Origin of the sequence: Pseudomonas sp. BF-RE-25 (assembly GCF_019956105.1) — a bacterium.
In the GTDB taxonomy this organism is placed as follows: domain Bacteria; phylum Pseudomonadota; class Gammaproteobacteria; order Pseudomonadales; family Pseudomonadaceae; genus Aquipseudomonas; species Aquipseudomonas migulae.
This window is the reverse complement of record NZ_JAHBDB010000066.1, coordinates 33,839-47,989: the sequence shown is the minus strand read 5'-3', so window position 1 is coordinate 47,989 and position 14,151 is coordinate 33,839. Positions and strand designations below refer to the sequence as shown.

Sequence of the window (14,151 nt, the reverse complement as noted above, 5' to 3'; positions counted from 1 at the left end):
TGCTCGCGATTGGGATCGACACAAATGTCTGGATTACAACGACTCCAGACACCCCGCCAAATCATTCCCCAACTTCTCCAGCACCTGCTCATACCCCTGAGCAGTCGCCGGTGTGTACCCGCCCAGCGCATCCAGCTCCGCCAGTTTCACCGGCAAGCCCGCCACCAGTGTTTCCGCCAGTCGCGGCCGCAATGGCGGCTCGCTGAACACGCAGGTCTTGCCCACTTCCTGCAACCGCGTGCGCATTGCCGACACATGCTGGGCACCCGGCTGGACTTCGGCGGCGACGCTGAATACGCCAGCGTGCTTCAGGCCGTAAGCCTCTTCGAAGTAGTCGAACGCTTCATGGAACACAAAGTACGGTTTGCCCGCGATGCCCGCCAGTCGTGCCTTCAAGCGCAGGTCCAGCGCGTCGAGACGTTCATCGAACGCCTTCAGATTGCTCTGATAGCGCGCTGCGTTGGCCGGATCGGCAGCGCTCAAATCGGCGGCCATTTTCGTCGCGATCACGCGAGCATTGATCGGCGATAACCACAAATGCGCATCCAGGCTGCCCGGACGGTGATCGTGATCATGCTCGTCGGCTTCTTCGGCGTGGGAGTGACTGTCTTCGGCGAAACGACGCAATTTCAGCCCCGGCAGGTCCTGCACGGCAACGCTCGGTAGCGTACGACCGTTCAGCACGCGAGGCAGGAAACCTTCCATGTCCGGTCCGATCCAGTAAACCAAATCCACCGATTGCACCTTCCGTACGTCGGACGGGCGCAACGCATAGTTATGCGGCGAGGCTCCCGGCGGCAGCAGCACTTCCGGAATCGCCACACCGTCCTGCACCGCAGCGGCAATCAACTGCAGCGGCTTGATGCTGGTGAGGACTTTGACTTCGGCCTGGGCAGAACTGATCAACAGGAAACTGGCGACAAATGCGACAAAGATAGAAAAAAGTCGGGACACGATGACCACTCAAAGAGGCGAGAACGGGTAACATAATAACGTCTCTCACAAAACTCGTCGCCGCTCATGCCTAAAACACCGATTGCCAGCCGTCCTCACGACCACTCTCATTGCGTGCATAGCGCACTGTCTGAGGCCGATGCCCTGTGCGCTCGGCAAGGCCTGCGCCTGACTGCCTTGCGTCGGCGGGTGCTGGAACTGGTGTGGCAAAGCCATAAACCGCTGGGTGCCTACGACATTCTTGCGGTACTCAGCGAGCAGGACGGCCGCCGCGCTGCGCCGCCGACCGTGTACCGCGCGCTGGATTTCCTGCTGGAAAACGGCCTCGTGCACCGCATCTCCTCGCTGAACGCCTTCGTCGGCTGCAATCACCCGGAACACGCGCACCAGGGCCAGTTCCTGATCTGCCGCGAATGCCATGCCGCCATCGAGCTTGAACAAAAATCCATCAGCGACGCGATTATCACCAGCGCCAAGGATGTCGGGTTCGTTGTCGAAGGTCAGACGGTCGAAGTGGTCGGCCTCTGCTCGGGTTGCCAGGGGGCTTGATGAGCAACGCGTTGATCCGCCTTGAGCAGGTTGCCGTCACATTTGCCGGGCAAAGCGTGCTGGATAACATTGAGCTGAGCGTCGAGCCGGGGCAGATCGTCACCCTGATCGGCCCCAATGGCGCCGGCAAGACCACCCTTGTGCGGGCGGTGCTCGGTCTGTTGAAGCCGGACAGCGGCAGCGTGTGGCGCAAGCCGAAACTGCGCGTTGGCTACATGCCGCAAAAACTTCACGTCGATCCGACGCTGCCGCTGTCGGTGCTGCGCTTTCTGCGTCTGGTGCCCGGCGTGGACCGTGCTCGCGCCTTGGCGGCCCTCAAGGAGGTCGGCGCCGAACAGGTGATCGACAGCCCGGTGCAAAGTGTTTCCGGCGGTGAAATGCAGCGCGTGCTGCTGGCTCGGGCGCTATTGCGCGAGCCGGAACTGCTGGTCCTTGATGAGCCGGTGCAAGGCGTCGACGTAGCGGGGCAGGCCGAACTCTATAGCCTGATTACCCGTCTGCGTGATCGTCACGGCTGCGGCGTGTTGATGGTTTCCCACGATTTGCATCTGGTCATGAGCACCACCGATCAAGTGGTCTGCCTCAATCGTCACGTCTGCTGTTCCGGCCATCCCGAGCAAGTCAGCGGTGATCCCGCTTTCGTCGAGCTGTTCGGAAAGAACGCACAAAGCCTGGCGATTTATCACCACCATCACGACCACGCCCATGATCTGCATGGTTCGGTCGTCAGCGCGGCCCCGTTGGCCCAACCTCACGTTCACGGAGATAGCTGCAAGCATGGCTGATTTTCTGCTCTACGCCCTGCTTGCAGGTCTGGCTCTGGCGCTGGTGGCGGGCCCGTTGGGTTCGTTCGTGGTCTGGCGGCGCATGGCCTATTTCGGCGACACCTTGTCCCACGCCGCCTTGCTCGGCGTGGCGTTGGGCTTCCTGCTGGATGTCAGTCCGACGGTGGCGGTCACCGTCGGCTGTTTGCTGTTGGCCGTGTTGCTGGTGACGTTGCAACAGCGTCAGCCGCTGGCGTCCGACACGCTTTTGGGAATTCTCGCACCGAGCACGCTCTCTTTGGGCCTTGTCGTACTAAGCTTCATGCACGAAGTGCGGATCGACCTGATGGCCTATCTGTTCGGCGACTTGCTGGCGATCAGCCCGACCGATCTGGCCTGGATTCTCGGTGGCAGCGCCGCTGTCATGGCCTTGCTGGTGACATTGTGGCGGCCATTGCTGGCGATCACGGTGCATGAAGAGCTGGCGAGGGTGGAAGGTCTGCCCGTGCCAGCGCTGCGCTTGACCCTGATGTTGCTGATCGCCGTGGTGATCGCGGTGGCGATGAAAATCGTCGGTGTGTTGCTGATTACGTCGCTGTTGATCATCCCTGCGGCTGCGGCACAACGTCACGCCAAGTCGCCGGAACAGATGGCGCTGGGCGCGAGCCTGTTGGGCATGCTCGCCGTGTGTGGCGGGTTGGCGTTGTCCTGGTTCAAGGACACCCCGGCGGGCCCATCGATTGTTGTGACGGCCGCCGCACTGTTTCTGCTGAGTTTTGTCCTGCCCCGTCGAGGGGTGTAGACTTGCTCGTTTTTTGCGCAAATAGAGAGTCGCAGGAATGAAGCCGTTCGCCTCCCGTTATCTGCTCCTTGTCGCATTTTCGCTGCTACTGGGTGCATGCCAAAGCACGCCACCGGCGGCCACCGAGGCCACTGATGCGCGGGCCACGGCCATCGCACAGCTCGAGCAAAGCCTCGCCAGCAGCGAACTGGCCACTGCCGAAGATCAATTGGCTGCCTTGCAGGCTGAGTCGCCAAACGACCCGTCCCTTGTGCAATACCAACGGCAACTCGCCGAGGCCTATCTGCAACGCAGCCAGATCGTGCTGCAAAAAGGCGATGTGAATGCTGCGGCGACCGCACTGAGCCGTGCGCGGGCGTTGATGCCCAAGGCGCCGGCGTTGACCGGTGGGGTCAACAACGCCATCGTCAACGCACGCAAGGCAGAGCTCGACAAAGCTGAAGCGGCGCTGTTGGCGGCCGAGGCAAAACCTCAGGCAAAAGTGATTGATCCGACCGCTGAAAGCACCACCGTCGCGTTGAACCTCACCGATATGAGCAAACTTCGCCGGCAACTGGATGCGATCGCCGCCGATGTGGTGAATTACCAATGTGACGTGAGCATTCAGGCGCCGCGTACGCAGGACTATCCGTGGCTGGCGACGTTATTGACCAAGCGGGTAAAGAAGCTGGATTCGGGGTTTGACCTGAATCTGGAGAAGCAGATCCTGCGTAATGTTCCGGCGCAGATGGTCTTGAGTCCGCGTAAACCTTAAAAAGCATCGCGAGCAGGCTCGCTCCCACAGGTTGGTTGCTGTTCCTGTGGGAGCGAGCCCGCTCGCGAAGGCGTCTGCCGCGCATTCGTTATTGCCAAATGAAAGGTTGAATGCGGAATAAATGCTAATAACCTCTATACGGACAGGCTAAAATGCGCGCCCGGCTAACCGCTGATCCTTATTCAACGCGCCCCACAAGGTTCGCTACGTGATCGAGTTTCAAAACGTCCACAAAACCTACCGCGTCGCCGGTAAGGATATTCCCGCCCTGCACCCGACCAGTCTGTCGATTGAGAACGGCCAGGTTTTCGGCCTGATCGGTCATTCCGGTGCGGGAAAAAGTACCCTGCTGCGTCTGATCAATCGCCTGGAGAACTCCAGTGGCGGCAAGATCATCGTCGACGGCGAAGAAGTCACGGCGCTCGACGCCAGCGGCTTGCGGCGCTTCCGTCAGCAGGTCGGGATGATTTTCCAGCACTTCAACCTGCTGGCTTCCAAGACCGTGGCCGACAACGTCGCACTGCCGTTGACCCTCGCCGGTGAACTGTCGCGTGGCGAGATCGACCAGCGTGTCGCCGAGTTGCTGGCGCGGGTAGGTTTGTCCGACCACGCCAAAAAGTACCCGGCGCAGTTGTCGGGCGGCCAGAAGCAGCGTGTCGGCATTGCCCGCGCACTGGCGACCAAGCCGAAAATCCTGCTGTGCGATGAAGCCACCAGCGCACTGGACCCGCAGACCACGGCGTCGGTCCTGCAATTGCTGGCCGAGATCAACCGCGAGCTGAAACTGACCATTGTCCTGATCACCCACGAGATGGATGTGATTCGTCGCGTGTGCGACCAGGTGGCCGTGATGGACGCTGGCGTGATCGTCGAGCAAGGTTCGGTCGCTGAAGTGTTCCTGCACCCGAAACACCCGACCACCAAACGCTTCGTGCAAGAAGACGAGCAGATCGACGAAAGCGAACAGCGCGACGACTTTGCTCACGTGCCGGGCCGTATCGTGCGTCTGACCTTCCAGGGCGAAGCGACCTACGCGCCATTGCTGGGAACCGTCGCTCGGGAAACGGGCGTGGACTACAGCATCCTGGCCGGTCGTATCGACCGCATCAAAGACATCCCCTATGGGCAACTGACCCTGGCGGTCACCGGTGGCGACATGGAGGCGGCGTTTGCCCGCTTCACCGCGGCTGACGTTCATATGGAGGTGCTTCGTTAATGGAAGCTCTGACAACGTTTTTCGCCAACATCGATTGGTTCGAAATCTGGCTGGCCACCGGCGACACCCTGCTGATGCTCGGCGGTTCGCTGTTGTTCACTGTTTTGCTGGGCCTGCCGCTGGGCGTGCTGTTGTTTCTCTGCAGCCCGCGTCAGTTGCTGGAAGCCAAAGGCGTATACGCGATGTTGTCGCTGGTGGTGAACATCCTGCGTTCACTGCCCTTCATCATTTTGCTGATTGTGATGATCCCGTTCACCGTGTTGATCACCGGCACTTCGCTGGGTGTCGCCGGTGCGATTCCGCCGCTGGTGGTCGGTGCCACACCGTTCTTCGCGCGTCTGGTGGAAACCGCCTTGCGTGAAGTGGATCGCGGCATCATCGAAGCGACCCAGGCCATGGGCGCGACGACACGTCAGATCATCACCAATGCCTTGCTGCCGGAAGCCCGCCCGGGCATCTTCGCGGCGATTACGGTGACAGCTATTACACTGGTGTCCTACACGGCGATGGCCGGTGTGGTGGGCGCCGGTGGTCTGGGTGACCTGGCGATCCGTTTCGGATACCAGCGTTTCCAGACTGACGTGATGGTCGTCACGGTGGTGTTGCTGCTGGTATTGGTTCAAGTGCTGCAAACGGTTGGCGACAAGTTGGTCGTACACTTCTCGCGCAAATAATTTATGAGCAGGCCATTCGCTGGCGGGCGCCGCAAACAGGCGCCGCAAGCGGATATTCACAAGGAGTTAGCTGAATGAAAAAACTACTCGTCGCGTTCGCTGTCGTTGCAGCCTTTTCTGCCCACGCCGACACCCTGACCGTTGCGGCCACCCCGGTTCCGCACGCAGAAATCCTCGAATTCGTGAAACCGGCCCTGGCCAAAGAAGGCGTGGACCTGAAGGTCAAAGTCTTCACCGATTACATTCAGCCGAACGTGCAAGTGGCGGAAAAGCGTCTGGACGCCAACTTCTTCCAGCACCAGCCATACCTCGATGAGTTCAACAAGGCCAAGGGCACTAATCTGGTTTCCGTAGCCGGTGTGCACCTGGAACCGCTGGGCGCTTATTCCAGCAAGTACAAGGCACTGACCGAACTGCCGGGCGGCGCCACCGTGGTGATCCCGAACGACGCCACCAACGGCGGCCGCGCCTTGCTGTTGCTGGCCAAGGCTGGCCTGATCAAGTTGAAGGATTCGAACAACATCCTGTCGACCGTCAAGGACATCACCGAGAACGCCAAGGACCTGAAATTCCGCGAACTGGAAGCCGCGACCATCCCGCGCGTGCTGACCCAGGTCGACCTGGCGCTGATCAACACTAACTATGCGCTGGAAGCCAAGCTCGATCCGGCCAAGGATGCTCTGGTCATCGAAGGCAGCGACTCGCCGTACGTGAACATCCTCGTTGCCCGCCCGGACGACAAGGACAGCGAAGACATGAAGAAACTGGTTGCCGCGCTGCACAGCCCGGAAGTGAAAGCCTTCATCCTTGAGAAGTACAAAGGCGCTGTGGTGCCGGCGTTCTGATCTGACGCTGTAACGAAAAATGGGGCGCATTGAATGCGCCCCATTTTTTTGCCTGAAACACGGATCTTGTAGGAGCCGGCTTGCCGGCGATGACGTCCGTGAGATCGCCATCGCCGGCAAGCCGGCTCCTACAAGGGGTTTATTTACGGTTGAGCATCACCGGCAACTGCGCCACCAGCTTCGCGTTGTTCAACGGCGCCCGGATAAACCCGCGCTGTGTCCCGTCCGGCCCGATCACCGCCAGGTTGCCGCTGTGATCAACCGTGTAATTCGGTTTGCTGGTGTCCGCCGGAATGAACGGAATGCTCACCGCGTTGGCCAGTTTCTGAATGTCTTCCACCGACGTCGCCGTCAGGCCCTGGAACTGCGGATCGAAGTAGCCCAGGTATTGCTTGAGCTGCTTGGGTGTGTCGCGGTTCGGGTCGACGCTGACCAGCACGATCTGCAATTTATCCACAGCCTCCGGCGGCAGTTCGCTCTTGATCTGGCGCAGTTGGGCGAGGGTGGTGGGGCAGATGTCCGGGCAGAAGGTGTAGCCGAAGAACAGCAGGCTCCACTTGTCTTTCAGCGCGTTGACCGCCACCGGTTTGCCGTCCTGATCGGTCATCGTCACGTCCGGCAGGTTGCGGCTTTGCGGCAACAGGATGATCCCGGCGTCGATCAACGCGGTCGGGTCGCCCTGGCCTTTGCCGGACAGCACTTTATTGATGGTCAGGCCCAGAACCAGTGCGATCAGGGCAACAAGGATGAAGACGGTTTTCTGGGTTCGAGTCATAGGTTCAACAGTAGGTAGTGGTCTACGAGCAGCGCGATAAACAACAGGAACAAGTAGTAAATAGAGTACTTGAACGTGTTGATCGCCGCGTGCGGTCGAGTGCCACGGTACAGCACCACGGCCCATTGCAGAAACCTTGCGCCCAGTCCCAACGCACAAATCAGGTAAAGCATGCCGCTCATGTGGATCACATACGGCATCAGGCTCACGGCCAGCAGCGCGAAGGTATAGAGCAGGATGTGAATCTTGGTGTAGTGCTCGCCGTGGGTCACCGGCAGCATCGGAATGTCGGCCTTGGCGTATTCCTCTTTGCGGTGAATCGCCAGCGCCCAGAAGTGCGGCGGGGTCCAGGCGAAGATGATCAGCACCAGCAACAACGGTTCGGCGCTGATGTGGCCGGTGGCGGCGGTCCAGCCGAGCAATGGCGGGGCGGCACCGGCGAGGCCGCCGATGACAATGTTCTGCGGCGTCGCGCGTTTGAGGAAACCGGTGTAGACCACGGCGTAACCGAGCAAGGAGGCGAGGGTCAGCCAAGCGGTCAGCGGGTTGGTGAAGGCCAGCAGCAATGCCTGGCCCAGCACCGCCAGCACCAATGCGAACGTCAGCGCCGCCGTCGGTGAGACCCTGCCTTCGGCCAAGGGGCGTTTGTGGGTTCGGGCCATCACCGCGTCGATGCGTCGGTCCACCACATGATTCACCGCCGCCGCACCGCCGGCACACAAGGCGATCCCCAGATTGCCGAACACCAGCACGGTCCATGGCACCCCGGCGCGGGTCGCGAGGAACATGCCGACCAGCGAGGTGATGAGCATCAGCACCACCACTTTCGGCTTGGTCAGCTCCAGGTAGTCACGCCAGATCGCCTGGTTGTGACGTGCGCCGATCAGAGTCGCCATGGCATTTCTCCTTTTATTGTTATGGGCCCGGCTGAATGTTTACGCGGGCTGAACCGCCAGCGTGTCGGTTGCTTGACCCGAACCAGACTGGTTCGCGCGTGATAATTGACCAGCACCATCGTCAGCAGCAGCGCTGCGCCGCCGGCGTTATGCGCGACGGCCACCGGCAGCGGCAGGTGGAACAGCACGTTACTGATGCCGAGGGTGATTTGTGCGGCGAGGGCAATCAGCACCAGCCCGGCCAGGCGCGTCATGCCGACGACTTTCAGTTGCCATGCAAGGCCGAGCAGCACCACTGTCACCAACAGCGCGCCGATACGGTGAGTCAGGTGAATCGCCGTGCGAGCATCGCTGTCGAGCTGCCCGCCGAGATAATTGGGGCCGATGTGCTGGGTCAGGTGAAAGCCGTTGGCGAAGTCCGCCGGTGGCAGCCATTGCCCGTGGCAGGTCGGGAAGTCGATGCAGGCCACCGCCGCGTAGTTGGAGCTGACCCATCCGCCGAGGGCGATTTGCAGGATGACCAGCAACAACCCGGCCGTCGCCCAGTACTGCAAGCGCCGGGGTACGGTCAGCGCAGGTAGCACGCCGGACAGGCGCAGGGTCAGCAGAAACAACAGGCTCAACGTCGCGAACCCACCGAGCAAATGCCCCGTCACCACTTGCGGCCAAAGCTTGAGCGTCACCGTCCACATGCCGAACGCCGCTTGGGCAATCACCACCGCCAACAGAAACAACGGCAGCTTCACCGGTTGCCCCGGATGACGACGATGCACCCACGCGCGACCGGCCAGCACCGAGATCAACAGCCCCAGCGTGCCGGCGAAGTAACGGTGGACCATCTCGTTCCAGCCCTTGTGCGCTTCGACGGGTGCATCGGGAAAGTGCAGTTCGGCATGCGCCAGCTGGGCTTCGCTTTTCGGCACGCTGATAAAGCCGTAGCAGCCCGGCCAGTCCGGGCAGCCGAGACCGGCGTGGGTCAGGCGGGTGTAGGCGCCGAGCAGCACCACAATCAGTGCCAGCAAGGTGGCAAACAGCGCGAGGCGAAATCCAGGTTTGGCCATGACGATGCCCTTATCCGATGTTCGACAGTTTCAGCAGATGGCGCAGGTCGTTGAGCAAGTCCTTACCCTTCACCGTCGGGTCGTAGCGCAGCACCAGATTGCCGTGGGGGTCGATGATCCACAGGTGCGGCGTGTCATTGCTCTGAGCGCCTTTGGTGTAGGTCGGCAGGTCCAGTGGATAACGCTGCAACTGCGGGTACTCGCGTTGAAGTTTAGTCTCGTAATCACTGTTCAGCGGCTGCGCGGTGGCGATGGCATGACTGGCGCGGGACGCATCGCGACCGAGGCCGATCTGGATTTGCCGTGCCAGATACACCAGTTGCTGGCAGTCCACCGCACACGCCTTCGGTGCCGTGACCAGTAGCTGCCAGCGCTCTTCCTGCGCCTGCACGCCAAGGTCGGCGCGGGTCTGGCCGTTGCCGATCAGTTCGCCGTGATAGCTGCGGCCTTCCGGCACCCAGAAATTCAGTTTGTACATGCCGGTGGCGAGGATCATCGGGCCGATCACCACGAGCAGGATCAGTAACAGCTGCAAGCGACCCTTGCGCCGGTTCGCCGGCGTTTTCGCTTCAGACATGCTGGGTGGATTCATGGCCGCTCCCATGGTGTTTCTCCTTTGCGTTGTGCCAGCCGAGGTAGATAAAAAGGCCGAGCAGGGCGATCGACATGGCGAACCACTGCACGGCATAAGCGATGTGTTTTTCCGGCCCTGTGGCAACGATCGGCCAGTCGGCGCGGTAGGTCGCAAGGCTGTTTTCTGCGCGTAATTCGTAGGCAAACCCTTCACGGCCCAACGCGGACCAGAGCCTGGTCGGCTCGACCGCTGTGATCAGCTGCGGCCAGGTTGTGCTGTCCGGGTCAGCGTGTAATTGAAACGTTGCGCCGGGGGAAACGTAGACCCAGGCATCGAGACTCAATGCCTGGGCGGGTGTGGTGAATTGCGGCGGTGTGCGCCGGTCCGGCCATGGCAGCCAGCCGCGATTGACCAGCAGCCAGAGCCCGGTCGCCTGGTCCTGAAACGGTTGCAGCAGCTCGACGCCAACCTTGCCGTCACGTTGACGGTTATCCAGCAACAGGCTGTGCGCGGCATCGAACTGGCCGTGCAGGCGAACCCGGCGAAAGGCCGGATCTTCGGTGTGTGGCAGTTCGGTGCTGGCCATCGGTTCGGCGGCACGGCGCTCGGCGTAGGTGTGCAGCAGCGCGCTTTTCTCCGCGCCACGGCCCAGTTGCCAGAAGCCGAGCGATACCAGCAGCGGCAGCAGGAGGGCGACCACCAGCGTCGGCACGATGCCCGGCCGAAAGCGCTTCATGGCGTCGCCAGAAAGTCATTGGTCGCGATAGCTATACTCAAGTGCATCGCCTGTCCCCCGGAGTCCCACCATGCTCAAAGCAGCCATCGTCCTGATGCTGATTGCCACGGTTGTCAGCCTGTTCAGCGGCCTGTTTTTTCTGGTCAAGGACGACAGCAGCTCGAACCGCCTCGTCATTGCCTTGAGTGTCCGTGTTGCCCTGGCCGCTGTTACCGTCGGCTTGATCGCCTGGGGTTTTTTCAGCGGCCAGTTGGTCTCTACTGCGCCTTGGTAACTTGTAGGAGCCAGCTTGCTGGCGAAGGTGTGTCAGACACGTTGATTTCGACTGAAATACCTTCGCGAGCAAGCTCGCTCCTACAACACGTAGACGAAAATGAACAACCCGATCCAAACCACGTCCACGAAGTGCCAATACCAGCTCGCTGCCTCGAATCCGAATTGGTGCTCGTTATCGAAGTGTCCGCGCAGGATTCGCATCAGCATCACAAACAAAATGATGGTGCCGATGGTTACGTGGGCGCCGTGGAATCCGGTGAGCATGAAGAACGTCGCGCCATAGATGCCCGAACCCAGAGTCAGGCCCAGTTCGTGATAGGCGTGGATGTACTCTTCGGCCTGGAAGCCGAGGAACGCGCAGCCCAGCAACACGGTGATCGCCAGCCAGATTTTCAACGCACCGCGATGGCCCTTTCTCAAGGCGTGGTGGGCGATGGTTATCGTGACGCTGGAGCTCACCAGCAACACGGTATTGAGCAACGGCAGACCCCAGGGGCTGATGACTTCCTTCGGGGGCACAAAGAGTTTTGAGTCCGGGTTGTTCAGCAGCGGCCAGGTCCACTGGAAGGCAGGCCACAGCATGTGGGCGAGGCCTTTGGTGCCTTCGCCACCCAAGGCGGGACCGGACACATGGCGCACATAAAACAACGCGCCGAAAAAGGCGATGAAGAACATCACCTCCGAGAAAATGAACCAGCTCATGCCCCAGCGGAACGAGCGATCCATCTGCGCGCTGTACAAACCGCTGCGACTTTCCTTGATCACCGTGCCAAACCAACCGAACAGCATGTACGCCAGCAGCAGGCCACCGACGAAAAAGATCAACGGGCCGTGGGATTCCGGCCGCGCCGCTTTCAGATCGTTGAACCAGGTGGCCAGGCCATACACGGTGATGAACATCCCGACCGTGGCGATGATCGGCCATTTGCTTTGGGCCGGTACGTAATAGTGCTCATGAGTTGCCATTTATTGTTCTCCTTATCGGGCACGCTCAGCCGCCAGTATTTACAGCCACCGGTGGATGTCGGGCGGTGATATCGAACAGCGTGTAGGACAGCGTCAGGTGCTTCACTTCCTTGGGCATGTCGCGGTCAACGATGAAACGTACCGGCATCTCGATCCGTTGACCGGGCTGCAGCACTTGCTGGGTAAAGCAGAAACATTCGGTCTTGTGGAAATACGCCGCCGCGTTGCTCGGCGCGATGCTCGGCACCGCTTGCGCGCTCATCGGCCGGTCGGTCGGGTTGTGGGCGATGAAGATCATCTCGTTGACCGCCCCAGGGTTGGCCGTCAACTCATCGCTCTTGGGGTAGAAATCCCAGGACATGTCAGCAGAGTTGGTCGACAGAAACTGCACGCGGACCTGCCGCGAGGTATCGACGGTTTGTTCGCCTTCGTATTGCCCGGCGGTCTTCCCGTTGATGCCGAACGCCTTGCACATCACGTCGTAGATCGGCACCAGGGCAAAGCCGAAGACAAACATCGCCACCACCACCAGCAACAGGCGGGTGACCAGTTTTTTCATCGAAACAGAATCAGCCATGGTTTCCAATCCCCACACAAACCCCTGTAGGAGCTGGCTTGCCAGCGATGGCGGTGTGTCTGGCACACCGCGTGGAATTCATCGCCAGCAAGCTGGCTCCTACAAGGACGGTGTTCATTTCACTTCCGGCGGCGTGGTGAACGTGTGGTACGGCGCCGGTGACGGGATGCTCCACTCCAGGCCTTCCGCGCCATCCCACGGTTTGGCCGGTGCTGGCGGGCCGCCGCGGATGGTCTTGATCACGATGAACAGGAAGAAGATCTGCGTGGCGCCGAACATGAACGCACCGATCGACGACACCATGTTGAAGTCGGCGAACTGCAGGTTGTAGTCCGGAATCCGTCGCGGCATGCCTGCCAGTCCCACGAAGTGCATCGGGAAGAAGGCCATGTTCATGCCGATGAACGACAGCCAGAAGTGCAGCTTGCCGAGGGTTTCGTCGTACATGTGGCCGGTCCATTTCGGCATCCAGTAGTAGGCTGACGCGAAGATCCCGAAGATTGCCCCCGGCACCAGTACGTAGTGGAAATGCGCGACCACGAAGTAGGTGTCCTGGTACTGGAAGTCCGCCGGGGCGATGGCCAGCATCAACCCGGAGAAGCCGCCGATGGAGAACAGGATCACGAACGCCACGGCAAACAGCATCGGTGTCTCGAAGGTCAGCGAGCCTTGCCACATGGTGCTGGCCCAGTTGAACACCTTCACCCCGGTCGGCACCGCGATCAGCAGCGTGGCGTACATGAAGAACAGCTCGCCCACCAGCGGTATGCCCACCACGAACATGTGGTGCGCCCAGACGATAAAGGACAGGAACGCAATAGATGCCGTGGCATAGACCATCGAGGTGTAGCCAAACAGCGGCTTGCGCGAGAACGCCGGGATGATCGAGCTGACGGCACCGAAGGCCGGCAGGATCATGATGTACACCTCCGGGTGACCAAAGAACCAGAACACATGCTGGAACAACACCGGATCACCGCCACCGGCAGCACTGAAGAAGCTGGTGCCGAAGTGGATGTCCATCAGCATCATCGTCACGCAACCGGCCAGTACCGGCATCACCGCGATCAGCAGGAACGCGGTGATCAGCCAGGTCCAGACGAACAGCGGCATTTTCATCAGCGTCATGCCGGGGGCGCGCAGGTTGAGGATGGTGGCGATCACGTTGATCGCGCCCATGATCGAACTGATCCCCATCAAGTGGATGGCAAAGATGAAGAACGTCACGCTTTCCGGCGCATAGGTCGTTGATAGCGGCGCGTAGAACGTCCAGCCGAAGTTCGGCCCGCCACCAGGGGTGAACAGGGTCGACACCAACAGCAGGAACGCCGCCGGCAACAGCCAGAAGCTGAAGTTGTTCATCCGTGGCAGCGCCATGTCTGGCGCGCCGATCATCAGCGGGACCATCCAGTTGGCGAGGCCGACGAAGGCCGGCATCACCGCACCGAAGACCATCACCAGACCGTGCATGGTGGTCATCTGGTTGAAGAATTCCGGCTGGACGATCTGCAATCCCGGCTGGAACAGTTCGGCGCGAATTACCATCGCGAACGAACCGCCCAAGAGGAACATGGAGAACGCGAACCACAGGTACAGCGTGCCGATATCCTTGTGGTTGGTGGTCAGCACCCAGCGCATCAGGCCTTTGGCAGGGCCATGGGCGTGCTCGGTATGGGTATGGACAGGGTCATCGATGACAGCCGTCATTTCATGTCTCCTGCAAACAGAGAGG

The 14,151-nt window shown here is 60.6% G+C and carries 17 protein-coding genes; 8 read left to right on the top strand and 9 right to left on the bottom strand.

Features of this window, described 5'->3' with window-relative positions:
* Positions 1–33 precede the first annotated feature (33 nt).
* Complete coding sequence (locus KGB24_RS24715) at positions 34–954, bottom strand: zinc ABC transporter substrate-binding protein ZnuA (protein ID WP_008044699.1); 921 nt, start codon at positions 952–954, stop codon at positions 34–36.
* Between the two features lie 66 nt (positions 955–1,020).
* Between KGB24_RS24715 and zur the strand changes: the two genes are divergently transcribed.
* The 7 genes from zur (at position 1,021) to KGB24_RS24680 (ending at position 6,558) form a co-directional block, all read left to right on the top strand.
* Positions 1,021–1,503 carry a zinc uptake transcriptional repressor Zur gene (zur, locus tag KGB24_RS24710; protein WP_008027669.1) on the top strand — a complete coding sequence of 161 codons (483 nt, stop codon included), beginning with the start codon at positions 1,021–1,023 and terminating at the stop codon, positions 1,501–1,503.
* Positions 1,503–2,288, top strand: coding sequence for a zinc ABC transporter ATP-binding protein ZnuC (znuC, locus tag KGB24_RS24705; protein ID WP_223413962.1), 786 nt, complete (start codon positions 1,503–1,505; stop codon positions 2,286–2,288). Before zur ends, znuC begins: the two co-directional genes overlap by 1 nt.
* A complete protein-coding gene (gene znuB, locus KGB24_RS24700; RefSeq protein WP_008027673.1) occupies positions 2,281–3,069 on the top strand; it encodes a zinc ABC transporter permease subunit ZnuB in 789 nt (262 codons plus the stop codon). Before znuC ends, znuB begins: the two co-directional genes overlap by 8 nt.
* 37 nt (positions 3,070–3,106) lie before the next feature.
* The gene (locus KGB24_RS24695; RefSeq protein WP_008027675.1) at positions 3,107–3,823 is read left to right on the top strand and encodes a PA5502 family lipoprotein; all 717 of its coding nucleotides are present in this window, start codon (positions 3,107–3,109) and stop codon (positions 3,821–3,823) included.
* Positions 3,824–4,031: 208 nt separating this feature from the next.
* Positions 4,032–5,039, top strand: a complete 1,008-nt coding sequence (locus KGB24_RS24690; protein WP_008027677.1) for a methionine ABC transporter ATP-binding protein — start codon at positions 4,032–4,034, stop codon at positions 5,037–5,039.
* Positions 5,039–5,713: a methionine ABC transporter permease gene (locus KGB24_RS24685; protein ID WP_008027679.1), complete on the top strand. Its 675-nt coding sequence runs from the start codon at positions 5,039–5,041 to the stop codon at positions 5,711–5,713. The genes KGB24_RS24690 and KGB24_RS24685 overlap by 1 nt, the downstream gene beginning before the upstream one ends.
* A gap of 74 nt (positions 5,714–5,787) precedes the next feature.
* Positions 5,788–6,558 (top strand): MetQ/NlpA family ABC transporter substrate-binding protein, encoded by a 771-nt coding sequence (locus KGB24_RS24680; protein WP_223413961.1) that lies wholly within the window; start codon positions 5,788–5,790, stop codon positions 6,556–6,558.
* A gap of 139 nt (positions 6,559–6,697) precedes the next feature.
* Here KGB24_RS24680 and KGB24_RS24675 read toward each other — a convergent pair whose 3' ends face one another.
* Genes KGB24_RS24675 through KGB24_RS24655 form a run of 5 tightly spaced genes read right to left on the bottom strand, consistent with a single transcriptional unit; the run spans position 6,698 to position 10,600 of the window.
* The gene (locus KGB24_RS24675) at positions 6,698–7,333 is read right to left on the bottom strand and encodes an SCO family protein (RefSeq protein WP_008027684.1); all 636 of its coding nucleotides are present in this window, start codon (positions 7,331–7,333) and stop codon (positions 6,698–6,700) included.
* The gene (cyoE, locus tag KGB24_RS24670) at positions 7,330–8,229 is read right to left on the bottom strand and encodes a heme o synthase (protein ID WP_008027686.1); all 900 of its coding nucleotides are present in this window, start codon (positions 8,227–8,229) and stop codon (positions 7,330–7,332) included. The genes KGB24_RS24675 and cyoE overlap by 4 nt, the downstream gene beginning before the upstream one ends.
* The gene (locus KGB24_RS24665; protein ID WP_192417858.1) at positions 8,217–9,290 is read right to left on the bottom strand and encodes a COX15/CtaA family protein; all 1,074 of its coding nucleotides are present in this window, start codon (positions 9,288–9,290) and stop codon (positions 8,217–8,219) included. The genes cyoE and KGB24_RS24665 overlap by 13 nt, the downstream gene beginning before the upstream one ends.
* 10 nt (positions 9,291–9,300) lie before the next feature.
* Positions 9,301–9,894, bottom strand: coding sequence for a hypothetical protein (locus KGB24_RS24660; RefSeq protein ID WP_223415775.1), 594 nt, complete (start codon positions 9,892–9,894; stop codon positions 9,301–9,303).
* Positions 9,860–10,600, bottom strand: coding sequence for an SURF1 family protein (locus KGB24_RS24655; RefSeq protein ID WP_223415774.1), 741 nt, complete (start codon positions 10,598–10,600; stop codon positions 9,860–9,862). The genes KGB24_RS24660 and KGB24_RS24655 overlap by 35 nt, the downstream gene beginning before the upstream one ends.
* A gap of 70 nt (positions 10,601–10,670) precedes the next feature.
* On the opposite strand from KGB24_RS24655, the gene KGB24_RS24650 reads away from it, so the two are divergent.
* Positions 10,671–10,874 (top strand): twin transmembrane helix small protein, encoded by a 204-nt coding sequence (locus KGB24_RS24650; protein WP_008027692.1) that lies wholly within the window; start codon positions 10,671–10,673, stop codon positions 10,872–10,874.
* Positions 10,875–10,954: 80 nt separating this feature from the next.
* Here KGB24_RS24650 and KGB24_RS24645 read toward each other — a convergent pair whose 3' ends face one another.
* The 3 genes from KGB24_RS24645 to ctaD form a co-directional block, all read right to left on the bottom strand.
* Complete coding sequence (locus tag KGB24_RS24645) at positions 10,955–11,842, bottom strand: cytochrome c oxidase subunit 3 (RefSeq protein WP_008027694.1); 888 nt, start codon at positions 11,840–11,842, stop codon at positions 10,955–10,957.
* Positions 11,843–11,867: 25 nt separating this feature from the next.
* A complete protein-coding gene (locus KGB24_RS24640) occupies positions 11,868–12,419 on the bottom strand; it encodes a cytochrome c oxidase assembly protein (protein WP_008027696.1) in 552 nt (183 codons plus the stop codon).
* A gap of 114 nt (positions 12,420–12,533) precedes the next feature.
* Complete coding sequence (gene ctaD, locus KGB24_RS24635) at positions 12,534–14,126, bottom strand: cytochrome c oxidase subunit I (RefSeq protein ID WP_008044690.1); 1,593 nt, start codon at positions 14,124–14,126, stop codon at positions 12,534–12,536.
* Between the last annotated feature and the right edge of the window lie 25 nt (positions 14,127–14,151).